Annotated in this window: 19 protein-coding genes and 1 pseudogene; 10 read left to right on the top strand and 10 right to left on the bottom strand. The window is 40.5% G+C overall.

Going from position 1 to position 21,373, the window contains the following annotated elements:
* Positions 1-10: 10 nt before the first annotated feature.
* Positions 11-784: a 1-(5-phosphoribosyl)-5-[(5-phosphoribosylamino)methylideneamino]imidazole-4-carboxamide isomerase gene (gene hisA, locus GNE10_RS08685; RefSeq protein ID WP_185564615.1), complete on the top strand. Its 774-nt coding sequence runs from the start codon at positions 11-13 to the stop codon at positions 782-784.
* A gap of 734 nt (positions 785-1,518) precedes the next feature.
* Here hisA and GNE10_RS08680 read toward each other — a convergent pair.
* On the bottom strand, positions 1,519-2,598 hold the full coding sequence (locus tag GNE10_RS08680; protein ID WP_185564613.1) for a hypothetical protein: 1,080 nt from the start codon (positions 2,596-2,598) through the stop codon (positions 1,519-1,521).
* 54 nt (positions 2,599-2,652) lie between these two features.
* Positions 2,653-3,636, bottom strand: a complete 984-nt coding sequence (locus tag GNE10_RS08675) for a hypothetical protein (RefSeq protein ID WP_185564612.1) — start codon at positions 3,634-3,636, stop codon at positions 2,653-2,655.
* A gap of 473 nt (positions 3,637-4,109) precedes the next feature.
* Between GNE10_RS08675 and GNE10_RS08670 the strand changes: the two genes are divergently transcribed.
* The 5 genes from GNE10_RS08670 (at position 4,110) to GNE10_RS08650 (ending at position 10,308) form a co-directional block, all read left to right on the top strand.
* Positions 4,110-4,862 carry a winged helix-turn-helix domain-containing protein gene (locus GNE10_RS08670; RefSeq protein ID WP_099068451.1) on the top strand — a complete coding sequence of 251 codons (753 nt, stop codon included), beginning with the start codon at positions 4,110-4,112 and terminating at the stop codon, positions 4,860-4,862.
* Between the two features lie 53 nt (positions 4,863-4,915).
* Positions 4,916-6,241 carry a PAS domain-containing sensor histidine kinase gene (locus GNE10_RS08665; protein WP_185564610.1) on the top strand — a complete coding sequence of 442 codons (1,326 nt, stop codon included), beginning with the start codon at positions 4,916-4,918 and terminating at the stop codon, positions 6,239-6,241.
* 28 nt (positions 6,242-6,269) lie between these two features.
* The gene (gene phoU, locus GNE10_RS08660) at positions 6,270-6,938 is read left to right on the top strand and encodes a phosphate signaling complex protein PhoU (RefSeq protein WP_185564608.1); all 669 of its coding nucleotides are present in this window, start codon (positions 6,270-6,272) and stop codon (positions 6,936-6,938) included.
* Positions 6,939-7,920: 982 nt separating this feature from the next.
* Positions 7,921-8,523, top strand: a complete 603-nt coding sequence (locus GNE10_RS08655; RefSeq protein ID WP_371411464.1) for a Crp/Fnr family transcriptional regulator — start codon at positions 7,921-7,923, stop codon at positions 8,521-8,523.
* 153 nt (positions 8,524-8,676) lie between these two features.
* Positions 8,677-10,308, top strand: coding sequence for an iron uptake porin (locus tag GNE10_RS08650; RefSeq protein WP_185564606.1), 1,632 nt, complete (start codon positions 8,677-8,679; stop codon positions 10,306-10,308).
* A gap of 251 nt (positions 10,309-10,559) precedes the next feature.
* Here the strand turns inward: GNE10_RS08650 and GNE10_RS08645 are convergent, their stop codons facing one another.
* Positions 10,560-10,820 (bottom strand): hypothetical protein, encoded by a 261-nt coding sequence (locus GNE10_RS08645; RefSeq protein ID WP_099068446.1) that lies wholly within the window; start codon positions 10,818-10,820, stop codon positions 10,560-10,562.
* 225 nt (positions 10,821-11,045) lie between these two features.
* Between GNE10_RS08645 and GNE10_RS08640 the strand changes: the two genes are divergently transcribed.
* The 3 genes from GNE10_RS08640 (at position 11,046) to GNE10_RS08630 (ending at position 14,008) form a co-directional block, all read left to right on the top strand.
* Complete coding sequence (locus GNE10_RS08640) at positions 11,046-11,648, top strand: DUF3318 domain-containing protein (RefSeq protein ID WP_185564605.1); 603 nt, start codon at positions 11,046-11,048, stop codon at positions 11,646-11,648.
* A gap of 236 nt (positions 11,649-11,884) precedes the next feature.
* On the top strand, positions 11,885-13,429 hold the full coding sequence (locus GNE10_RS08635; protein WP_185564603.1) for a hypothetical protein: 1,545 nt from the start codon (positions 11,885-11,887) through the stop codon (positions 13,427-13,429).
* A gap of 390 nt (positions 13,430-13,819) precedes the next feature.
* Positions 13,820-14,008, top strand: a complete 189-nt coding sequence (locus GNE10_RS08630) for a hypothetical protein (protein WP_099068443.1) — start codon at positions 13,820-13,822, stop codon at positions 14,006-14,008.
* A gap of 165 nt (positions 14,009-14,173) precedes the next feature.
* Here the strand turns inward: GNE10_RS08630 and GNE10_RS08625 are convergent, their stop codons facing one another.
* The 7 genes and pseudogenes from GNE10_RS08625 to acpP form a co-directional block, all read right to left on the bottom strand.
* Entirely contained in the window at positions 14,174-14,566 is a 393-nt protein-coding gene (locus GNE10_RS08625; RefSeq protein ID WP_185564601.1) for a hypothetical protein, read from the bottom strand.
* Between the two features lie 331 nt (positions 14,567-14,897).
* Positions 14,898-15,065, bottom strand: a pseudogene (locus GNE10_RS08620) (Uma2 family endonuclease); the annotation flags it as partial.
* A gap of 2 nt (positions 15,066-15,067) precedes the next feature.
* Positions 15,068-15,466, bottom strand: a complete 399-nt coding sequence (locus GNE10_RS08615) for a type II toxin-antitoxin system VapC family toxin (protein WP_185564600.1) — start codon at positions 15,464-15,466, stop codon at positions 15,068-15,070.
* Between the two features lie 5 nt (positions 15,467-15,471).
* Positions 15,472-15,765 (bottom strand): hypothetical protein, encoded by a 294-nt coding sequence (locus GNE10_RS08610; RefSeq protein WP_185564598.1) that lies wholly within the window; start codon positions 15,763-15,765, stop codon positions 15,472-15,474.
* Between the two features lie 157 nt (positions 15,766-15,922).
* On the bottom strand, positions 15,923-17,935 hold the full coding sequence (gene tkt / locus GNE10_RS08605) for a transketolase (protein ID WP_185564596.1): 2,013 nt from the start codon (positions 17,933-17,935) through the stop codon (positions 15,923-15,925).
* 468 nt (positions 17,936-18,403) lie between these two features.
* Positions 18,404-19,654: a beta-ketoacyl-ACP synthase II gene (gene fabF / locus GNE10_RS08600; protein ID WP_099068437.1), complete on the bottom strand. Its 1,251-nt coding sequence runs from the start codon at positions 19,652-19,654 to the stop codon at positions 18,404-18,406.
* A 225-nt stretch (positions 19,655-19,879) separates the two neighbouring features.
* Positions 19,880-20,134, bottom strand: a complete 255-nt coding sequence (gene acpP / locus GNE10_RS08595) for an acyl carrier protein (RefSeq protein ID WP_099068436.1) — start codon at positions 20,132-20,134, stop codon at positions 19,880-19,882.
* Positions 20,135-20,390: 256 nt separating this feature from the next.
* On the opposite strand from acpP, the gene GNE10_RS08590 reads away from it, so the two are divergent.
* Positions 20,391-21,299: a CoB--CoM heterodisulfide reductase iron-sulfur subunit B family protein gene (locus GNE10_RS08590; protein WP_185564594.1), complete on the top strand. Its 909-nt coding sequence runs from the start codon at positions 20,391-20,393 to the stop codon at positions 21,297-21,299.
* Positions 21,300-21,373: the final 74 nt, after the last annotated feature.

The raw sequence follows: 21,373 nt of genomic DNA, 5'->3' as shown, positions 1-21,373 counted from the left end.
GGAAAAGTAAATGGATGTAATTCCAGCAATAGATTTACTAGAAGGTCGTTGTGTGCGACTGTATCAGGGAGATTACGATCGCTCGCAAGTTTTTAGCGAAAACCCGGCTGATGTTGCTAAACAGTGGGTGGAACAAGGTGCTACGAGATTGCACGTAGTTGATTTAGATGGTGCAAAAGCAGGTAAAGTAGTAAATCTTCCAGCAATTGAAGCGATCGCTCAAGCAGTATCGATACCCATTGAAATTGGTGGAGGATTACGCGATCGCACTAGTGTAGAACAAGTGTTCAATCTCGGCGTACAGTGGGCAATTCTTGGTACGATTGCTGTGGAACAACCCCAACTAGTGCAAGAACTTTGCCAAGAGTTTCCCCAAAAAATTATTATTGGTATTGACGCCCGCAATGGCCGGGTAGCTACTCGCGGTTGGCTAGAAACCTCGGAAGTTTTAGCAACCCAACTTGCTGTCACAATGCAAGAATTTGGTGCGGCAGCTATTATTTATACTGATATACATCGTGATGGTACTCTTGCAGGCCCGAATATAGAAGCTTTGCGAGAACTAGCTGATGCAATTAATATACCAGTAATCGCTTCTGGCGGAGTGAGTTCTGTGACCGATTTGTTGAGTTTGCTGGCTTTAGAACCACAAGGTGTGACTGGTGTAATTGTCGGACGTGCCTTATACACTGGGGATATTTTACTCAAAGAAGCATTACAAGCGATCGGCCCTGGGCGAATTCAGGATATACCGCCTAATTTTGGTTTTTCTAGTTTTGCTTGATATTTTCTGCTTTCAGCAAGACTCTAGATTAGACAAATATTTGTCTAATCTAGACACTTTTTGATACTAGTGCTTAAATTGCCGCTTAATTTGGAAAGTAATTCCTGCTGCACCCAAGACCAGAATACCCAATATGGGACTAGATTCAGGAAGACTTACAATACTTAAGCAACGCTAAAGTTGCCATTCACTTAGACACTTCTGTGTCTCTTATTTATTTAAACTTAAATTTTATCTGATATATTTCTGTAATCGATAATATACGTGATGTAGATAACATTGTAGTAAACTTCAAAATTTAATTATGACTAGTCAAGATAAAAACTCCCAGCAAGCATTTAATCCAACACAGGCTAATGCAACAAAGAAGAAGAAACTACAACCTCCTCCAGATATCAAAAAACCAAAGAAAACAGAATAAAAACAGAATTCAGAATTCAGAATTCAGAATTCAGAAACATTAGAAAATCAGAATACTATATAACTGTTCTTCTTTGTATTCAACACGTTGTAGGGGCGCACAATAGCTGTGCGCCCCTAAAAAGTAGTGATACTTTCCTTAATTGAAAAGCCGTATAGCCTCTTAATTTTCCTGAAATTATTAAGCTTGCGTCTCAAATACTCCTGAATTCTGAGTTCTGAATTCTGAGTTCTGAATTCTGACTCCTGAATTCTGACTCCTGAATTCTGACTCCTGAATTCTGACTCCTGAATTCTGACTCCTGAATTCTGACTTATTTATTTTTAACTTGACTCTTTGCCTGTTCTAAAGCTATTTCTTTCATTGCCTGATAGGAATTCACATTGGAAGTACCTTCAATAGCTTTAACTGCCAAATCCTGAACTTGTTTCAGTGCAGATTCAAGTTGTTTAGAAAGATTTTGAATGCGTGTCTCTTGATTAGTAATAGTCTGTTCTAGAGATTGCAGTCTTTGTTCATAAAAGCGCTTTTGCCCTTCTACTTCCTTGGAATATAAATCTGATTTCACCTTAGCTTGATAATGGGCAATACCTTTGCCTTCTTCTGTAGCTTTTTTGATGGCTGCTTCTTTTTCTTTGGGAAAACCCTCTACTTTAGCTTTCAATTCTTCAAATTGTTTTTCTCGTTCAAAAATTGCTTTCTCTCGTTCAGTCCACTGTTTTTCTGTTTCTTGGAGTAATTCCTCTAGCTGCTTATATAATACTTTTTGATGTTGTTCGTATTCGTCATTATCTAGTTGCCGTTGGAGTTCTAGATTATACTTATACTCCGATGCATCCCGTTGGCGAGTTTTATTCAAGTTTTCGTTCCGTTCTTTTATCGTCCGTTGATGTTCTTCTTGTTCTTTTCCCCAGGTATTTCTTCCATCTGCTATTTCTTGCAATAATACTTCAGCACGTTGGCTATATTCTTCTTGATAAGCTTTAGAATTATCTTCATAGGCTTGGATAAGAGTATCCAAAATATCATCAGAAATTTCTAAATTATGTAACTGCTTTAATTGTTGAACTTCATCCTCTAAAGTTCGTCTGATTTCTTCTAATTTAGAAGCTTTAGTTGTCAATTGTTCCGATAATTCATTAGCAGCGCTACCAAAACCTAATTGAATTTTTGCTAAGCTTTCAATTGTATTATTCATCTTTTGTTGGACGCTAGAAAGCTGATTCATAGGTGTTTTTTGCTCTATTTTAGGCTGTTCTTTTGTTACATACTTACTTTGTTTCACAACTTGTTCGAGTTGCGATTTTAGCGCTGCTTGTTCTTTAGCTAACTCCTCATACGCCTGAAGAATTTCTACTTTAGTATTCTTCTCAGTCGGTTTTTTCACCACCACAACAAACCTCCTCTTCAGGAATTGAAAATTAAAAATTATTCCAATAAACTAAAATTATTTAGCACTAGAATTACCAAAAGCCCTCATAGCTAAATCTTGTGCTTGTTTTAATGCTGTTTGTAATTGAGCAGAAATGCCTTCTATTTGCTCAGTTTGTTTCTTAATTGTTTCTTCCAGAGATTGAATTTTTAATTCATAACTCTGTTTACTAGATTCCCATTCTTTTTCAAATAAATCAGCTTCAATTTTAGCTTTTTGATTAGCTTCTTTAATTGCTTCCTCTCTAGCTTTTTTAACTGCTTCTTCAAGTTCGTTCGGAAATGTAGCTACTTTTTGTTGATAATCTGCAAATAGCGGCTGATGTTGGGTGAGTATTTTTTGTCGTTGGTTCCAGTCTTTTTCTTTGTTTTGAGAATTTTCTTGAATTTCTCTTTCTTGTTGACGCTTGATGGCTTCGTAACTGTCTGTATTTAGTTTACGAGTTGTTTCTAATTTATATTGAAATTCTTCTTCTTCTTGCTGGCGTTCTTTGGTTAATAAATCATTATATACTTGCAGTTTTTCTTCATACTCTGCTTGTTCTTTTTGCCATTCTTTCCGTCTGAGAGAAATTTCTTTTTCCAGAATTTCCTTTTTACTAATGCTATCTTGTTCTAAGATTTTGAGTTTTTCTTGGTGTTCTTGGCTTAAAATATCTAGAGTATCAGCAACAACTCTAATTTGCTGAAGCTCTTGTAGGCGTTGAGTTTCAATTTCTATTGCTTGGTTGAGTTCATCTAGTTTGGAGTTTTCTCTAGCTAATTTTTCAGATAATGTATTGAGAATAGTACCAAACTCTAATTGTAAATCAGCTAAGCCTTTGATAATACTATCAACTGTATATCCAGAAGCTGCTTGCAGAATTTCTTGACTTTTTGCTTTTTCCGCTTCCTCTTGTTTAGTTGCTATTTTAAAATCCAGTTTTTTCCTTTGGATCAGAATTTGTTGAAATGCTTGCATTAGTTGTTGTTTGCTGTCCTTGACTCCAACTGTAGTCATATTCCAACTCCGTTCTATAGGCAATAATGTATCGGGTAGCAAGCCATACCAATGACTACCCTATGCAGACATCAGAGTAGCCTTTACATCGTATTTTTAACGCAGTGTAAACACTGAAATAATTACTATTCGACACTTAAGTATACTTAGAATTACCCACAATAGTGTCTTTGTGTTTTTCTAAGTAGATTTTTCCTTTGGAAGGTCAATAGTATTTTTGTACTAATAACTATACCTAATGCAATTTGCCCTTGTCAAGCAAAAAATTGCAGCTATTTGACTAATTAATGACTATTGGCAGGTTGTAGCCTCAGCGTTTTATAGTTATTATTTAGATGCTGTGGCCTATATAACTTTTTGTAAAGTAAATCTAAAAGAATTAACCCTAGTGGAAGCGCGGTTGCACTCAGGTTAGATAATAGATGTAATCATCCTAATTGATACAAGCACAGTCCTAGACTTTTGTGATATCAATGTATACCAGTGAATCGACCAAGTATTCTGCAAGAACAGACATTGGGCAAACCAGCCGAATTCTAGTAGTAGAAGATGAAGAATTAATCCAGGAAATGCTAGCTGTAGCTCTGGAAGAAGAGGGTTACGGGGTGATAACGGCACCTGATGGGCGGTCTGCTGTAGAGTATCTCAAAAGTTTTGAAACCAATTCAGGGGAACTTCCCTTTGATTTGATCATCCTTGATTTGATGCTGCCTCAGATCAATGGTTTAGATATTTGCCGTTTGCTGCGTCATCAAGGAAATCCAGTACCGATTTTAATGCTCAGCGCTAAGGGTAGCGAAACTGACCGAGTTTTAGGTTTGGAAGTGGGGGCAGATGACTACCTCACTAAACCCTTTAGTATGCGGGAATTGGTGGCTCGTTGTCGGGCTTTACTGCGGCGTCAACGCCTCAGTACTTTGCCACAGCTACCAGTATTAAAATTCAAGGATGTGACCTTAAATCCTCAAGAATGTCGGGTGCTAGTTCGGGGTCAAGAGGTGAGTCTTTCTCCTAAAGAGTTTCGCCTGTTGGAGCTATTTATGAGTTATGCCCGTCGGGTGTGGTCGCGGGAACAATTACTAGACCAGGTTTGGGGCCCGGATTTTGTGGGGGATAGCAAAACTGTAGACGTTCACATTCGTTGGTTACGGGAAAAATTAGAGCAAGACCCCAGCCATCCAGAATATATTGTGACTGTAAGAGGTTTTGGCTATAGATTTGGATAATTAGTTTAGATAGTTGTTAGTTTTGAGTAATCACCAAAAAACTAACGACTCAAATGCTTTTATTGGGATTTTTTCTGGGTTTAGCGGTAGGCATTGGGTTTTGGGTTTGGCAACAGGTTCAACTTAACCGCTACCTAAAGCGCGTACTCCAACCGTTAACCCCTCATTCTTACAAAGTGGGACTGCCACTGATTCCTGGGTTACGGCAAGAAATTAAACTCTTGAGACAGCAGCGACAAGATTTGCAACAGTCGCTACAAAGTTATCAAGATGTGCTGGAATTTGCACCAGTGGGATATTTGCAGGTGGACGAGGAAAATCAACTGTTGTGGTGCAATCAGCAGGCGCAGGAAATTTTATATCTGCAAAGGTGGCAACCAGGTCAGGTAAGGTTGTTACTGGAATTAGTCAGGTCTTATGAACTCGATCATTTAATTGAGCAAACTCGTGATTGGCAAAAACCACAGACTAAGGAGTGGGTATTTCACCCGTCTTGTGATAACGCCGCAGAAATGCCGACAATCAAATCTCTAGCTTTGCGGGCTTCTAGCTTGCCTTTACCCGACGGGCAAGTGGGGGTATTTTTAGAAAATCGTCAACCCCTATTAGATATAAATCAAGCACGCGATCGCTCTTTTTCCGATCTAGCACACGAACTCAGAACACCTTTGACTTCCATTCGCTTGGTTGTAGAAACTTTACAAAACCGTTTGGAACCACCTTTAAATCGCTGGGTTAACCGCCTGATGCAAGAAGTTGACCGATTGATTAGCTTGGTGCAAAGCTGGTTAGAACTCACCCAAATGGAAACAAACCCCAACATGCAATTGCAAACCGAAGTTGTGGAATTGCGATCGCTAATTGCATCTGTTTGGGAAAGTTTAGAACCTTTAGCACAGCGACAACATCTGTCTTTGAGTTACTCTGGCCCAGAAAATCTTTGGATTAAGGCAGATCCAGCTCGTATTTACCAAGTTTTTCTCAACTTGCTGGACAACAGCATTAAGTATAGTCTTCCCTCAACTTCCATTCGCGTGCAAGCGAAAATCCTTTCAAAGAAAAATAATCAGGACAATGCTGATGCTTCCTGCCTCGAAATAAATCTTATTGATTCTGGTGTAGGCTTTTCCCAAGCAGATTTACCCCACGTTTTTGAGCGATTTTATCGGGGAGATAAAGCTAGAACCCATTCACCGCAGGATAATAATTCCATAGGGGCGATTGTTGGCAACGGCTTAGGTTTAGCGATCGTTCAACAAATTCTTCTGGCTCACGGTGGTTCCATCAAAGCGATGAACCATCCAGAAACTGGTGGGGCGTGGATGCAAATTCTATTCCCAGAAGTGATGGCAAACTCCCTAAGCCAAGACTATAGTTAAGAATATCTTCACGTTTGAGATTACAAGTGTGAAAGCTGTCCGTTACATTCCCAATCCTCAGAGACCCCAACTTGCACGCGGTATTAGGCGTTTAGAACGGGATGTATTACGCATGGGAGCTTTGGTGGAACAATCATTTCGCCTCAGCCACCAAGCGTTATTTGCTCGTAACCTAGCCGCAGCTGAGGAACTTCCCCGATTAGATAAAAAAATCGATCGCTTTTACAGACAAATCGAATCAGATTGTACAGCGATTATGACGCTGCAATCACCTACAGCACAAGATTTGCGTTGCTTGAGTGCTTTTATGCAGCTTGTTAGGGACTTAGAGCGCATTGGCGATTATGCTAAGGATTTAGCTGAAATTGCCATTAAACTCTTTCCTTATGCACCTCATACGTCTTTACCAGATATTGAAGTTATGTCCCGTCACGCTCAGGCAATGCTAGCAACTAGCTTGGTGGCTTTGGCAGATTTTGATGAAGCCGGTGGGCGGGGTTTAAAAAACTTAGATGATACCGTAGATGATGCCTACGATCGCGTTTATCAAACTTTAGCCCAACAACGCGATGTACCGGGTGTCGTTGAGCCAATTGTACTGTTAGCCCTGGCGATTCGTTGTCTGGAACGTATGGCAGATCACGCCACTAATATTGGTCAGAGAGTGGCATATATTGTCACTGGTCAACGCTCCTAATAAACTTTTTTTCATAACTTTCACTAAATAAAAAACTTCAAACTGTTATTTATCAACGCTTTGAGCAATTTACGCTGAGGCTAAGCAGCCAGTAGACTTCCAAGAGAAGTGGGGAAAAGGGTAAGGGGTAAAGGGGAAAGGGCAAATAAAAACCCTTTTCCCTTTAACCTTTTCCCTTTCCCCCCTCTTGCAAGAGGTCTAGTGTGTTACGGGGATTCTCTACTCATAGGGAAAATCCCTAGACCACACTGATATCAAGTTCGGAAAATCACTTACGATTAAAAATTCTCCGCGTCCCCCCGTCTACCCCTCTTTGCGTCATTGTTATCCTAAGTATTTAGGCGTACCTGATATGATTCCTTGTTATACAAACTGGCGTTTCAGGAACGTACCAAGATTCCCAAGCCTAGACCAGCACCAAAAATATTGGTATTCTTCAGTATCATTCACCAAAATATTAACGGGGAACGGGGAACAGGGAACAGGGAACAGGGGCTGGTATAACAGGAAATCAAACCACAGAGAACGCAGTGAAAAGTTTGAGGGTAGGTTTCTTCATAGATTTTCAAGACAGGCAAGTTTCTAAGCCTTATATGAAAGATATGAAATTGGTCTTTTCCCTACTCCCTACCAACAAGTTAGGATTAATTCCAACTCAGCCCTGCTACAAAGTTTTTGCAATCATATAAGTTTGAATTAATTACCAAAGAATCAAGTTAACTAAATATTTTACAAAAAGCTTACCTTTTCTTAAACTTGCACAATTAAAGTAACGGGTGAACAGTTAAATAACTACCTGAATTTTTCACTATCTCAGTATGTACACCGCTCAAACCAAAAGCTGTTGTGATGATAAAGTCTTGATTTAGCTGCTATTCATTGAACTTTTAGCATAAATAAATACTCAATATCAAAAATATTAGATTTTTTTAAAAAATTGAGCAGCAATATTCCCCACTAGTTTGTGTGGTTACGGTTCATGATGTATTCCACAATTTCCAGTCCTAACCCTGTTGAGCTATCAAAAAACTCTGCTGTAGAAGGGCAGGTATCGCAATACTTATTTAGTCGTCGAGAAGTAATTCCGCCACAAAATGATGTACTTTGGCGCATTGAACACGGCGCAGTTCGTACACTAACTTGGAGTGAAGACGGAACATTCATCACTCTCGGTTATTGGGGACTAGGAGATCTCATTGGCTATCCTTTGTCTAGAATTAAGCCCTATCAAATCGAATGTTTAACCTGTGTAGAAGTTAGTGTCGTGCCCGCTCATCTGTGGCATCAAGACGTTGATGCTTTATTGTCTCACATCCAGCAAACGGAAGATTTACTGAGCATAGTCCATCGCAAACCGATTTCCTTGCGTTTATTGCAGTTTTTAGTCTGGTTAAGCGAAAAATTTGGACGTGACATAGACAAAGGAAAACTGATAGATCTAAATATTACTCATCAGGATATTGCAGAAGTTTTAAATACTACGCGAGTAACAATTACACGTTTACTACAGCAATTCGAGGAAGAAGGAACAATTTTACGTCACAAACGCCGCATTATTTTGCGGTTACCGAAAAACATTAATTAGTAGTTTTAATTCAGTAGTATATTAATTTGCTTGTATTAATCAGAGGACTTAAGGTATAATCGGTGCTGTGATTTTGTGTGAAATAACTCAAAAGTAAAATGTTTTAAGCATTTTACCATTATTGGATTAGTAGGTGTGAGTGAAAGTAAAAACATGACAAAACAATTCTGGAATCTGATTAAATTTAGTCCAATTGTTGTCGCTGCTACATTTTGCACAGCAAATGCAGCTTTGGCTGATGAAGTTAACGGCCAAATAACAAATGTTGCTCAGTTATCTGAAGCTCAAGAATCTAATAATATAGATCAGGTAACATCAGTTTCTCAGTTTTCCGATGTCCAACCTACAGATTGGGCATTCCAAGCTTTACAATCTTTAGTTGAACGCTACGGCTGTATTGCAGGTTATCCTAACAGCACCTATCGCGGTAACCGTGCTTTGACCCGTTACGAATTTGCCGCAGGGTTGAATGCTTGTTTAGACAGAGTTAACGAATTAATTGCTACAGCAACCGCTGATTTGGTAAGCAAACAAGACTTGGCTACCTTACAGCGCTTACAAGAAGAATTTTCTGCGGAATTAGCAACTCTGCGCGGTCGTGTAGATGCTTTAGAAGCTCGCACTGCTGAATTAGAAGCTAATCAATTCTCCACTACTACCAAGTTGGTTGGGGAAGCAATTTTCAATGTATCTCAAGCTTTTGGTGACACAAGGGCCGTTCCAAGTGGCGATCCCGTTCAAGACTTAGATGCCAACACCACTTTTGACGATCGCGTTCGTTTGAATTTGTACAGCAGCTTCTACGGTACAGACCAGTTGCAAATCCGTTTGAATGCTGGCAACATCATTTCTAACGCTGGTGTAACCGGTACTAACATGAGTCGCTTGGGCTTTGACGGTAATACAACAAACAGCGTTAGCATCGATAAAGTTAACTATGCATTCAACTTCGGTGATGCAGTGCGGGTGAAAGTTGATGCAGTTGGCGGTGAATTATACGAGAACGTTAACACTTTTAACCCTGACTTTGCTAGCTCTGGTAAAGGTGCGCTCTCTCGCTATGGACGTTTCAGCCCCATCTATCGCCAAGGTCAAGGCGGCGCTGGTGTGACTGTTACTTTCAATCCTAAAGGTGCCATCAGTTTGAGTGGTGCTTATCTAGCTAGAACTGCTAACGACCCCACCATTAATAATGGTTTGTTTAATGGTGATAGCGTTATCTTTGGTCAGTTATCTTTCCAACCCAGCAAAGCGTTTAATATTGGTCTGAGCTACGCCCGTACTTATCAAACTGATACTGTTGCTAACAACCTTTTCCAAGGTACAGGTAGCACTTTTGCTAACAACCCCTTTGGAGCTGGTAGTCGTGTTGAATCGAACAACTACGGCGTACAAGCTACCTTCCAATTTAGTCCTAAATTGGCTTTGAGTGGTTGGGGTGGTTATGCAACAGCTGATGCCAAAACTGGTGTGAATGCGGGTACAGATGCAGATTCCTGGTGGTGGGCTGGCTCCCTTGCTTTAAAAGACTTTGGTGGAGAAGGTAACGTCTTAGGTGTTATTTTTGGTCAACCACCCAGAATTAGTGGTGGTAGCATCAAAAATGTTGCCGCTAACGTGAACCTAGACGACGATACCTCCTATCACTTAGAAGGTCTTTACAAGTTCAAGGTCTCCGATAATTTGCAAATCACCCCTGGTTTGTTGGTAATCTTCAATCCAGAAAACAACGATGCTAACAATACCATTTATGTAGGTACACTACGTACTACTTTCAGCTTCTAAGATCCAGAATTAGGGACTAGAAGACTGTTGACTGTTGACGGTTCACAGAAAACAGTCTTCTAACTGAAGCAAAATAATTTATAGCAGGTAAGAAGCAATAGGCAACAGGGAAAGAATAGTCTCTTGGTGTCTGGGTTTGACGGTACATTTATGTCCTAAACTATGCTTCGACTGCTACATTTATTTTTTGAATTTCCTTATAAAAGCAAAATCCCACCTGAAGGTGGGGTTTTGTTTTGTGAGAAAAATGGTTATGTCGGATTGTAATCAGGCTGATTTGATACATCTTTTGGGCGGCGATCGCTACTCCAAGCCCACCAAACACAACCACAATGACAAGAATAGAATTCTTGCCATTTGCGACGACGGTCTTCTGTAATTACAGGCGATCGGCGATTTAACCAAACTTTTTCAGCTTCGAGGCTACTTGAGGAGCAGCTAGGACAACAAAACTCGTAAGCGTGTATCGCCTGATTTGTCCATTCAGGTGAGAGGGGAGCAAAAGCGTCCATGATTAGGACAGTGAGTAGGGAGTACAGAGTGGTAAATAGTGTAGTTCAATTAATTGAAAAACACTGTCATAATTAGCAAATCAATTTTCCTAAGAATTTGTCTATTCTATTGATAAATCTTAATTTAGATAATTAGCATCTTGTTCCTGAGATGACTCTCAAATCAGAGAAACTTGATATTTTCACAACTAGTCAGTGTGGACATTATGACTAATAATTAAAGTTATGGAGCCAAATGCTGAGATTCGCCGTTTATTAGATGTGATGCCTGCTTCTGGTCGGATGACGACAAAAATTGTTAGCAAGCCAGAACAAGCAAAAGTGATTGACGCCTCCTTTCCTCAACCCTGGAATCAGGCGCGACCAATATACATTAATTTCGATTTGTGGCGTCGCCTAACAAAGCCACAACGAGACATGCTGCTGTTGCAGGTGGTTAGCTGGTTGACCGGAGTGAGGTGGTTTAAACCGGACATTTATCAAGGTATAGTGCTAGCGGGATTGTTGGGTGGATTATTGGAAGCAGCACAATCAGATGTGGTGGGTGTAGCTGTAGCTGGAGGATTAAGTGCGATCGCTTTTGTTCGCATCTGGCGGACTAACAAATCTCAAGAGTCAGAGTTAAACGCTGATGTAGCAGCCATTCGGATAGCACAACGGCGCGGTTATTCAGAAGTCGAAGCTGCACAACACCTGTTATCTGCAATTGAAGCGGTAGCCAAAATTGAAGGACGTTCTAGTTTAAATTTTAGCGAATTGATTCGTTGCCAAAACTTAAGAGCGATCGCTGGTTTATCAACAGTGAGTATACCAGAAAATTATCAGTAGAAATAAAGAATTTAGAAGTCACCAGACAAAAAATAAAAGTTGCTCATTGATATAGTTTTACTAGTTAACATGTTCAGCCTATTTTAGAAAATTAACTAAACGCCAAAGCGAATTTTCCAGTCTATTGCTTTTAACACCATAAATTTATCCAATTTAATATAAAAACCTTTACGCACCAATGTAAATTAACTCTTTCCATAACTGGAAAAGAAACAAAATTTAATTTTGCAATCACAATGTTCCACAACAAAATCACCCAATATACTTCCAGGTTAACTTTTTCTTCTCCCTGGTTGATTATAAGTATTTTTTCTGCACTTGGTTTAATAGGTATTATTAACCATTCCATGTGGCGAGATGAACTAAATCCCTGGCTGATTGTCAGAGATAGCGAATCTTTTGGAAATTTAATTGCAAATATTCGTTATGAAGGTCATCCTGTTCTATGGTATTTTTCTCTGGCACTTTTGAGAAAAATAATTGATGATCCTTTGATTCTGCAAATTTTTCATTGGGGAATTACTGTCGCCTCAGTTACTATTTTCTGGTTATATAGCCCTTTTAATTATCGACAAAAATTTTTGTTTTCGTTTGGTTACTTTACTTTTTACGAATATCTTTTAATTTCTCGTAACTATGCCTTTAGTATGTTATTTGTTTTTGTCTTTTGCACAATTTTTACATCGAGAAAAATAACTTACATTTATTTGGCTATTGTACTGGGCTTACTAGCAAATAGTAGTGCCTATGGTTTATTAGTATCATTTTCTTTGTCACTAACTTTGCTAGCTGAATTGTGTTTTGATAGCGAACATCGCAAGCAATATTTTAGCAAAAGTCAAAAATATGATTTGTTTTTAAGTATTTTTATTATCTTATTTTCTTTTATTCTATGTATTTATATTATTACTCCACCTACAGATAGTTACCTTTATGGCGGCTTAAACAATGGTTGGATAATGCAATTAGATTTTCGGCATTTTTTGAGAAGTATAGGTAGAATTTTTGGCAGTTATTTATTAATTATTCCTCAACATAAAAGATGGATAGATTTAATTATTTGTTCAATAATTGTTTTATTGATTGCAACTTTAACGTTGATTAAATTATCTAAGAAGCCAGTTCCTTTATTCTTGTACATAACAGGCAATTTTGTCATACTAGCCTTTACATACCTGAGATTTCCAGGTATGCCAAGGCATTTTGGACATTTCTATTTAATTCTGATAGCAAGTTTATGGCTAGCAAATTATTATCAAGAATCTCTAGGTTTATCCAATAAGTTTTCTCTTCGTCCAAATTTAATTAAATCTGTTTATAAATGGCATCATATTGTTTTGATGTTAATTCTTTACATCCACTTTTTGGGTGGTATTTATAGTTTTTCAAGAGATTTAGTTGTACCATTTTCTGCAAGCCGTCAAACAGCTCAATATATTAAAAAATCTGGATTAGATAAGGAATTTATTGTTGCTAGTCGAGATGCCAATATGGCTGCTTTATCGGGTTATCTCAATCGAAAGTTTTACTATCCTGAGCTTAAACAAATGGGAAGCTTCACCTTATTTAACAAAAATCGTCAAGATGTTGAACAAACTGAAATATTAAACCAAATTAACTCTCTATTCAAAAATCAAAGAAACCAAAATAAAATTTTGTTAATTTTAAATAAAAAACTCGATGTCAACCGCAATGATTTGAAAATTACTTGGATTAAAGATTTTGAAAAGAACTGGATCGATAGCGAGCGCTATTATCTTTATTGGGTAGATAAAGTATAGGGATGATAAACCACATAATTTCAGAGTTATAAGTCAGATTATGGCAGTCTAGAGCAAAAGATATTTCATGAAAGAGTCCTGTGTTGTTGGGGGTTTTACAGGGTTGCTTGATTTCAGAAACAAAAGGCTTGATTGTTCTACAAGCAAAATGTATCGCCAAAACACCCAAAATTCAACCTTTTGTATCCTTTGATGAGTTTACTGCTGCTGATAAGTAGCTGTGATGGGTAAGCCTACTTTAAACTGGAATAATAGAGTGTGTGGTTAATTGACCTAGATTTCACAGACTGAGGAGTTTAGTGATACCTTCTCGGTATTGGTGATGAACTACTGACCTTGTGTGGTAAAACTTAATTTAAATTCTGTCAGTTACTAACGGAGTTGGTGAGAATGAACTTTATACTTTTTGTCTTAGCAGTAGTTTATGTAGGCGGCGTTTGGAAATTTTGGACAGGGTTTGCACGGACTAATTTTAATCCAAGTTTGAGCAATCGTATTGGTTTATCTTTGCTGTGGCCAGCTTTGTTTATTACTAATTCATCCTATCGTCGCAACTTTAGAAAGGCATTAAAGGGCTAGATTTTACAAAACAAAATTCAGTACACCCTACTTAACTTTCTTTGAAATCTAGTGTATTTCTTAATAAAAATGTGACCTACAACCCCCCTTTCCTAGTAGGAAAGGGGGGTTGGTTCTACTCATCCTAAAAGGAGAGAAATTAGGGAAGGGATAAGTTCCTAATGTTTATTTGGTAAGGAGATGGATTGCTCCACCTACAGCAGCACCGTCAATAGCATTACCCAGAGTATCTTTGCGATCGCCAGTGATTACACCAGTCAATGCGCTAGCACCTGCACCAACACCGATGTCTTGAGCGGCGTTGCGGTTATTCCGATCTCTTCTGAGTCCGTTTGCACCGTTCACGGCTGCACCTGTGGCACCGCCCTTAACAGCATTACCTAAGAAATCACCATTTCCCCTAATAGCTCCGGTTACCACATTGGTAGCAGCCCCGATACCGATATCACGTAGTACGCGATCGTCGGCAGAAGCTTGTTGAGCGGGTACTATAGTAACACCAGCTAAACTTGCAGCCATGAGGCTGGGTAAAAGTGTGCGCTTTAGGATTGTATTCATTATCTTAACCTTCTCAAAACATCAAACAATTGAATAAAGTTCAAAGTTACTGAGTCAGACAAAATCTGATTTTTTGGTTTGGACGACAGCAACTATTTATTGTTTGAGAACACATACATAATGACATTTACAAAGTCATAATTACTTCTACTTAAAGCATGAAATTCTCCTCAGTCTAGAGAAAGCTTTGGTTATTTAGTAGGTAATTCTGGGGAATACCCATTGACAAAATCAATTAAATATGTAGTTAAGTTTTCGGAGATGCAAGTTTGATTTGTAATGCTAAATCGGGTAGTGTTTACCCTATCTATCTCAAGGTATGCCAAAATATTTAAACTAACTCATCAGGGTTAATGTTTAATTCTCTGAGCTTAGCAGCCAAGCGTTCTGAACGCTCCCACCCTGTTTGTAGCAAATTACCTTCATTATCCCACCAGCGCAACCAAGGTAATTCGAGATTTTGATAGCGACCTTGCCAGATTCCCAATTCTACAGCCATATTTACACCCAATTTTCTAAATTCAACCCTTGCACTCTCAGCAAATCAGAATCATTAGAAACCAGAATTAAACCGCGTGTAATTGCTGTAGCCGCAATCAATATATCTTGTTCTTGTATTGTAAAACCCCTGCGTTGTAAATCCACATGAATCTCGCAGGCTTTTTCAATAATTTCTATATCATCCAAAAATAAAACTTCATATTTTCTAGAAAATTCATTAAACTCTGCTAGCTGCTTCGTGGCATTTGCATACAAAAGTCCTCTTTTAACTTCATAATAAGTTATGCAGCTGATAAAGACTTCTTGCCCTGAACGATTAGCATCCTGTAGTTTTCTAGTAACAGTTGAATTTCTTCTCAAAATGTAACTAACAATATTTGTATCTAATAAATAAGTCACTCGATTTATTTTCGCTTTACTGCTTCATCGTACATTTTGATTTGCTCTGGGGTCAAATCATTCAACGTACCTGATACAGCTTCTAAGACAAGAATTTTATCAATTCTGCGTGTCAGTTCATGCTCTGTAATAGCTTTCATTTCTTCTGGCGTAAACTGGCCAAACATATTTACTAACATTTCTATCATTTCTTGTTTGTCTAATTTCAATTGATATAGGTTATTATCTTGAAATAATTTTTCTACAATTGGTAATATTTGAGCAATTAAAACATCTCTTTGGCTTGAAATTTCCTGCATAACTTCCTCCCAATGATTTACCAAATTACTCCAATTATAAACAATTCCCCTCAGCGAACCTCTGCGCTTACCTTGGCGCTCCTCTGCGTTTAAAAAATAAAAAAAGGCGGGCTTTTCGGCCCACCCTACAAAAGATTAAAAGAATATTCTGTTGCTATTAACCCAATAATTGCTTAGCTTTAGCTAACACATTATCAACGCTAAAACCAAACTTCTCTAAACAAACACCGCCAGGAGCAGAAGCACCGAAGCGATCGATAGTGACGGTATCGCCTTCAGTACCTACATACTTATGCCAACCGAAACTAGAGCCAGCTTCCACAGCCAAGCGCTTGGTAACGGCTTTTGGCAATACAGACTCTTTGTAAGCTGCGTCTTGTGCTTCAAACAAATCCCACGCAGGTAGGGAAACAACACGCACTTTCTTGCCTTCGGCTGTGAGTTTCTCAGCTGCGGTGACGGCGAGGCTCAATTCTGAACCAGTGGCAATTATAATCAACTCTGGTGTACCGTCGGAATCCACTACTGTGTAACCACCCTTGGCAACACCTTCAATGGAAGTACCTGCCAAATTGGGGACGTTTTGACGGGTGAATGCCAACAAAGTAGGAGCATTTTCCTTTGCTCTTTCAACTGCTACTTTATAAGCACCAGAGGTTTCTGTTCCGTCTGCGGGACGAAGTACCGTCAGGTTAGGAATAGCCCGTAGAGAAGCTAGGGTTTCGATGGGTTGGTGGGTGGGGCCATCTTCACCTTGTCCAATGGAGTCGTGAGTCATCACCCAAATCACCCCAGCCTGAGATAGGGCGGATAAGCGGATGGCAGCACGCATGTAGTCTGTGAAGATTAGGAAGGTCGCACCGTAGGGAATTAATCCCGAACCATGCAACGCGATACCATTACAGATGGCACCCATACCGTGTTCCCGGACACCAAAGTGGATATTGGGGTTTTGGTATTGCCCTTTTTGGAAGTCACCTTTACCCTTGATTTCGGTCAGGTTGGAGTGAGTCAAGTCAGCAGAACCACCGATTAACTCAGGTAAAACTGCTGCTAGCTTGTTGAGACAGGTTTCCGAGTGTTTGCGGGTAGGCGCTGCTTTGTCTTCTGCTGTGTAGGTGGGTAGTACTTTATCCCAACCATCAGGCAGTTTACTGGTTACATAGCGTTCAAATTCGGCTGCTTCTTGGGGATACTTCGCTTTGTAGTCAGCAAATACTCCATTCCACTCGTCTTCATAGCCTGCGCCACGTTCCACTGCTTTGCGTGTATGGTCAAGAACGTCTTGGGGAATTACAAATGGCTCGTATTCCCAACCCAAGTTTTTACGAGTCAGTGCTATTTCGTCTCCACCCAAAGCAGCACCGTGAACGCCGGCGGTGTTTGCTTTATTGGGGGAACCGTAACCGATGGTAGTTGTTACCTTAATAAAAGAAGGTTTATCGGTGACAGCTTTGGCTGCTTCAATTGCTTTGGCGATCGCTTCTAGGTCAGTGTTACCTTCTTGAACGTGTTGGATATGCCAACCGTAAGCTTCAAATCGCTTGGAAACATCTTCAGTAAATGCCACATCTGTGGAACCGTCGATGGAAATGTGGTTGTCGTCGTACAGAGCGATGAGTTTGCCTAATCCCAAGTGTCCTGCGAAAGAACAAGCTTCACCGGAAATCCCTTCCATGTTGCAACCGTCACCTAAAATTACGTAGGTGTAATGGTCAACAATTGTGGCATCGGGTTTATTGTATTTAGCGGCGAGGTGTGCTTCTGCGATCGCCAAACCGACTCCGTTGGCAATTCCTTGACCTAGCGGGCCAGTGGTGACTTCCACGCCCTCAGTGACAAAGTTTTCCGGGTGTCCGGGAGTTTTCGATTCCCATTGACGGAATTGCTTGATATCTTCAATCGATACGCTGTCGAAGCCTGCTAGATATAGCAGGGCATACTGCAACATCGAGCCATGGCCGGCGGACAAGACAAAGCGATCGCGGTTAAACCATTTGGGATTTTTGGGATTAAACCGCAAAAAGCGATCCCATAGTACAAAGGCCATGGGAGCCGCGCCCATCGGCAGCCCTGGGTGTCCCGATTTTGCCTTTTCTACGGCGTCAATAGCCAAGAAGCGGATCGAGTTAATACAAAGTTCTTCGAGGGATTGGGTTGCAACAGCCATAATATGATTGTTTTTAACGACGGGTTAGCACTCTTTGAGCTTCTCACTCTATGTTGGGTTGATTTTTCACTAGCTAACAGTTAACAGTTAACAGTTAACAGTTTTATTAATTAGGATTTGAGTTTCCCATATAAACGTGGTAACTGTTCATTGATAACTGACACCGATCAAAATTCCCACAGTATCATCATCATCCCATTCTCGATCGTCGATGGACAAGCGGGATGTCCTGAGTTTCTGGTGATAAATCAAGCTGATAATTGGGTCATCTTGAACCCTTGCCCCACATCAGAATGATATCTATGGTACTTTTGGTACTGGGTATGGGGCATGGGGCATAGGGCACTTGTACTGAGCGTAGCCGTTGGCGCAGCCTCTCGCAGAGAAGTATGGGGTATGGAGAGATGAGAAAGAGAATAACTCCTAACTCCTAACTCCTAACTCCTAACTCCTAACTTCTAACTTGTTTTAAAGGTATTTCTTAAAGGCTAATGTGACATTATGACCGCCAAACCCAAAGGAATTGGATAGTGCCACTTCAACTTTTTGAGTGCGGCTAGAGTTTGGTACGTAATCTAGGTCACATTCTGGATCGGGATTTTCGAGGTTGATTGTTGGAGGAATTCGGTCGTTAGCGATGGCTAGTACCGTTGCCACTGCTTCAATACCTCCAGAACCGCCCAATAGATGACCTGTCATCGATTTGGTGGAACTGATTGCCACTTGATAAGCATGTTCTCCCAAAGCTTTTTTAATGGCTGAGGTTTCAGTGGAATCGTTAGCTGGGGTGCTAGTGCCGTGGGCATTGATGTAGCTGATTTGTTCGGGAGTTATTCCTGCATCCTTGAGAGCGAGTTCTATGGCTCTTGCTGCACCTAGTCCACCGGGTACGGGGGAAGTTATGTGGTAAGCGTCACAGGTCATACCATAGCCAATCATTTCGGCATAAATGTGAGCGCCACGAGCGATGGCGTGTTGCAGTTCTTCTAAAATTAAAATTCCTGCACCTTCACCCAAAACAAATCCGTCACGATGGCGGTCAAAGGGACGGCAAGCATGTGCTGGGTCATCATTGCGAAAAGAAAGTGCCTTGCAGGCAGCAAATCCAGCCACAGACAATGGTGTGACAGCCGCCTCTGTACCGCCACAAATCATTGCTTGGGCATATCCCCCTTGAATTAAGCGAAAAGCATCTCCGATGGCGTTGGAGCCAGCGGCGCAGGCTGTAACAGCACAGGAATTTGGCCCTTTAGCCCCTGTGTGAATTGCTGTGAGTCCTGCTGCCATATTGGCAATCATCATCGGTATCATAAATGGACTACAGCGATCGGGGCCGCGATTGAGGTAGATAGTTTGCTGGTCTTCTAATACTTTGATGCCACCAATGCCAGAACCGATCATGACACCCACCTGTTCCGCGTTTAAGTCATTGATAACTAACTGCGCGTCAGATATAGCTTGTTTTGCTCCCGCAACCGCAAATTGGGCAAATCGATCCATGCGCTTGGCCTCTTTGCGCTCCAAGTAATCATGTGGATCGAAGTTTTTCACTTCACCAGCGATGCGGCAGTCATGGCGAGATGCATCAAAAAATGTGATGTAGTCAATGCCATTGCGTCCACTCAGTAATCCATCCCAATATTCTGTTGCTGTGTTACCAATAGGTGTAATCGCGCCAACACCAGTTACAACAACGCGTTTACGTGTAATATCTGTCATGATTCAGTTAAAGGTGGCGAAAAAGCGAAAAGTCGGTGCGCCGGCGTCCAGCGTATGAAGTAGCGATTCGCCGTGCTTGTGAGGGTCTGTCTGCGGCAACGCCAAGGGCGAACAGAACTTTGAATACGAAGCAGGCAAATAATTCGAGATTAGCAACTAGGTACTGGTGACTAGGTGCAAGAGAAAAATCTTCCCAATCCCCAATCCCCAATCCCCAACTGTCAGTTAAGCTGATGTGGTAACTTTGTTGCTAATGTAATTTACAGCGTCTTGGACTGTTAAAATTCCCTCGGCAGCTTCGTCGGGAATTTCAATATCAAATTCTTCTTCCAAAGCCATTACTAATTCAACCGTATCTAAGGAATCCGCACCTAAATCTTCCATAAATGTGGATTCTGGTTTGATTTCGGTATTCTCGTCAAGGCTAAGTTGTTCGGCAACGATTGTTTTAACTTTTTCAAAAAGTTCCGTTTGGCTCATGGATATCAAGTCCTTAACTAATTGCTAGAATCTGCTCATTATAGGAGACATTTTTTTGAGCATATACATCTTATCGTCAAGCGCGATCGCCCGTACACTGCCAACGGTTTTTCTGTTAGAAAACTGCTGCCCCCTCGGTTTTCTTTGAACAGCTCAACAGTAGGGTGCGATCCGCCATCACCAATACCATGTAAATGCTTTTGTTTGCTGATTGATTATTGTCTAGAGCGATCGCTCTAATCCAAACTATAGTTATATGCTATCTCAGACACTGAAATACGCTTACTTTCCTGGCTGTGTTGCTCAAGGAGCATGTCGAGAACTTTATCAGTCAACTCAAGCCCTGACTCAAGCACTGGGCATTCAACTAGTTGAACTCAAAAAAGCCGCTTGCTGTGGTTCTGGCACTTTTAAAGAAGATTCCCAACTCCTGGAAGATACAGTCAACGCCAGAAATATTGCCCTAGCAGAAGAATTAAATCTGCCGTTACTTACCCATTGCAGCACTTGTCAAGGTGTTATCGGTCACGTCAACGAACATCTCAAGGAATGCCAAACTAGCAATCCTAGCTACATCGAACGAGTTAATGGCTTGCTGCACCAAGAAGGCTGTTCGCCTTATCGCGGTAGCACTGATGTCAAACATCTCCTCTACGCCTTGGTAACAGATTACGGTTTAGAGGAAATTACCAAACGCGTGACTCGGAAATTAACTAATTTAAAATGCGCGGCTTTTTATGGCTGTTATCTTCTCCGCGCTCAAAAGTCCATGCCCTATGATGACCCTTTCCAACCAGAAGCAATGGAAAATGTTTTTCGGGCGGTGGGTGCAACACCAATTTATTACCAAGGTCGGACACAATGTTGTGGTTGGCCGCTTTCTAGTTATGCCACTACCCAATCTTTCAAAATGGCAGGGATGCATATTCAAGAAGCCTTAGCTGCTGGTGCTGACTGTATAGTGACACCTTGTCCTTTGTGCCATTTAAATTTAGATTCCCGCCAGCCAGAGGTAGAAAAGGTAATTGAACAACAGCTAGGTTTACCAGTGTTACATTTACCCCAGTTAATAGCTTTGGCTGTAGGAGTCAATCCCAAAGAACTGGGTTTAGAACGTCACGTTGTTTCTACAAAGCCAGTGTTAGAGAAATTGGGCTTTTTTTGATGGTCAATAGTCATTAGTCCTTTGGTAATAGACCTGCTTTAAAAATGGGGACTGGGGACTACGGAGATGGGGAG

It is taken from the genome of Nostoc sp. 2RC (assembly GCF_014222165.1).
Classification (GTDB): Bacteria; Cyanobacteriota; Cyanobacteriia; order Cyanobacteriales; family Nostocaceae; genus Nostoc; species Nostoc linckia.
The sequence above is the reverse complement of the archived record's forward strand: the minus strand, read 5'-3'. Positions and strand labels throughout refer to the sequence as shown.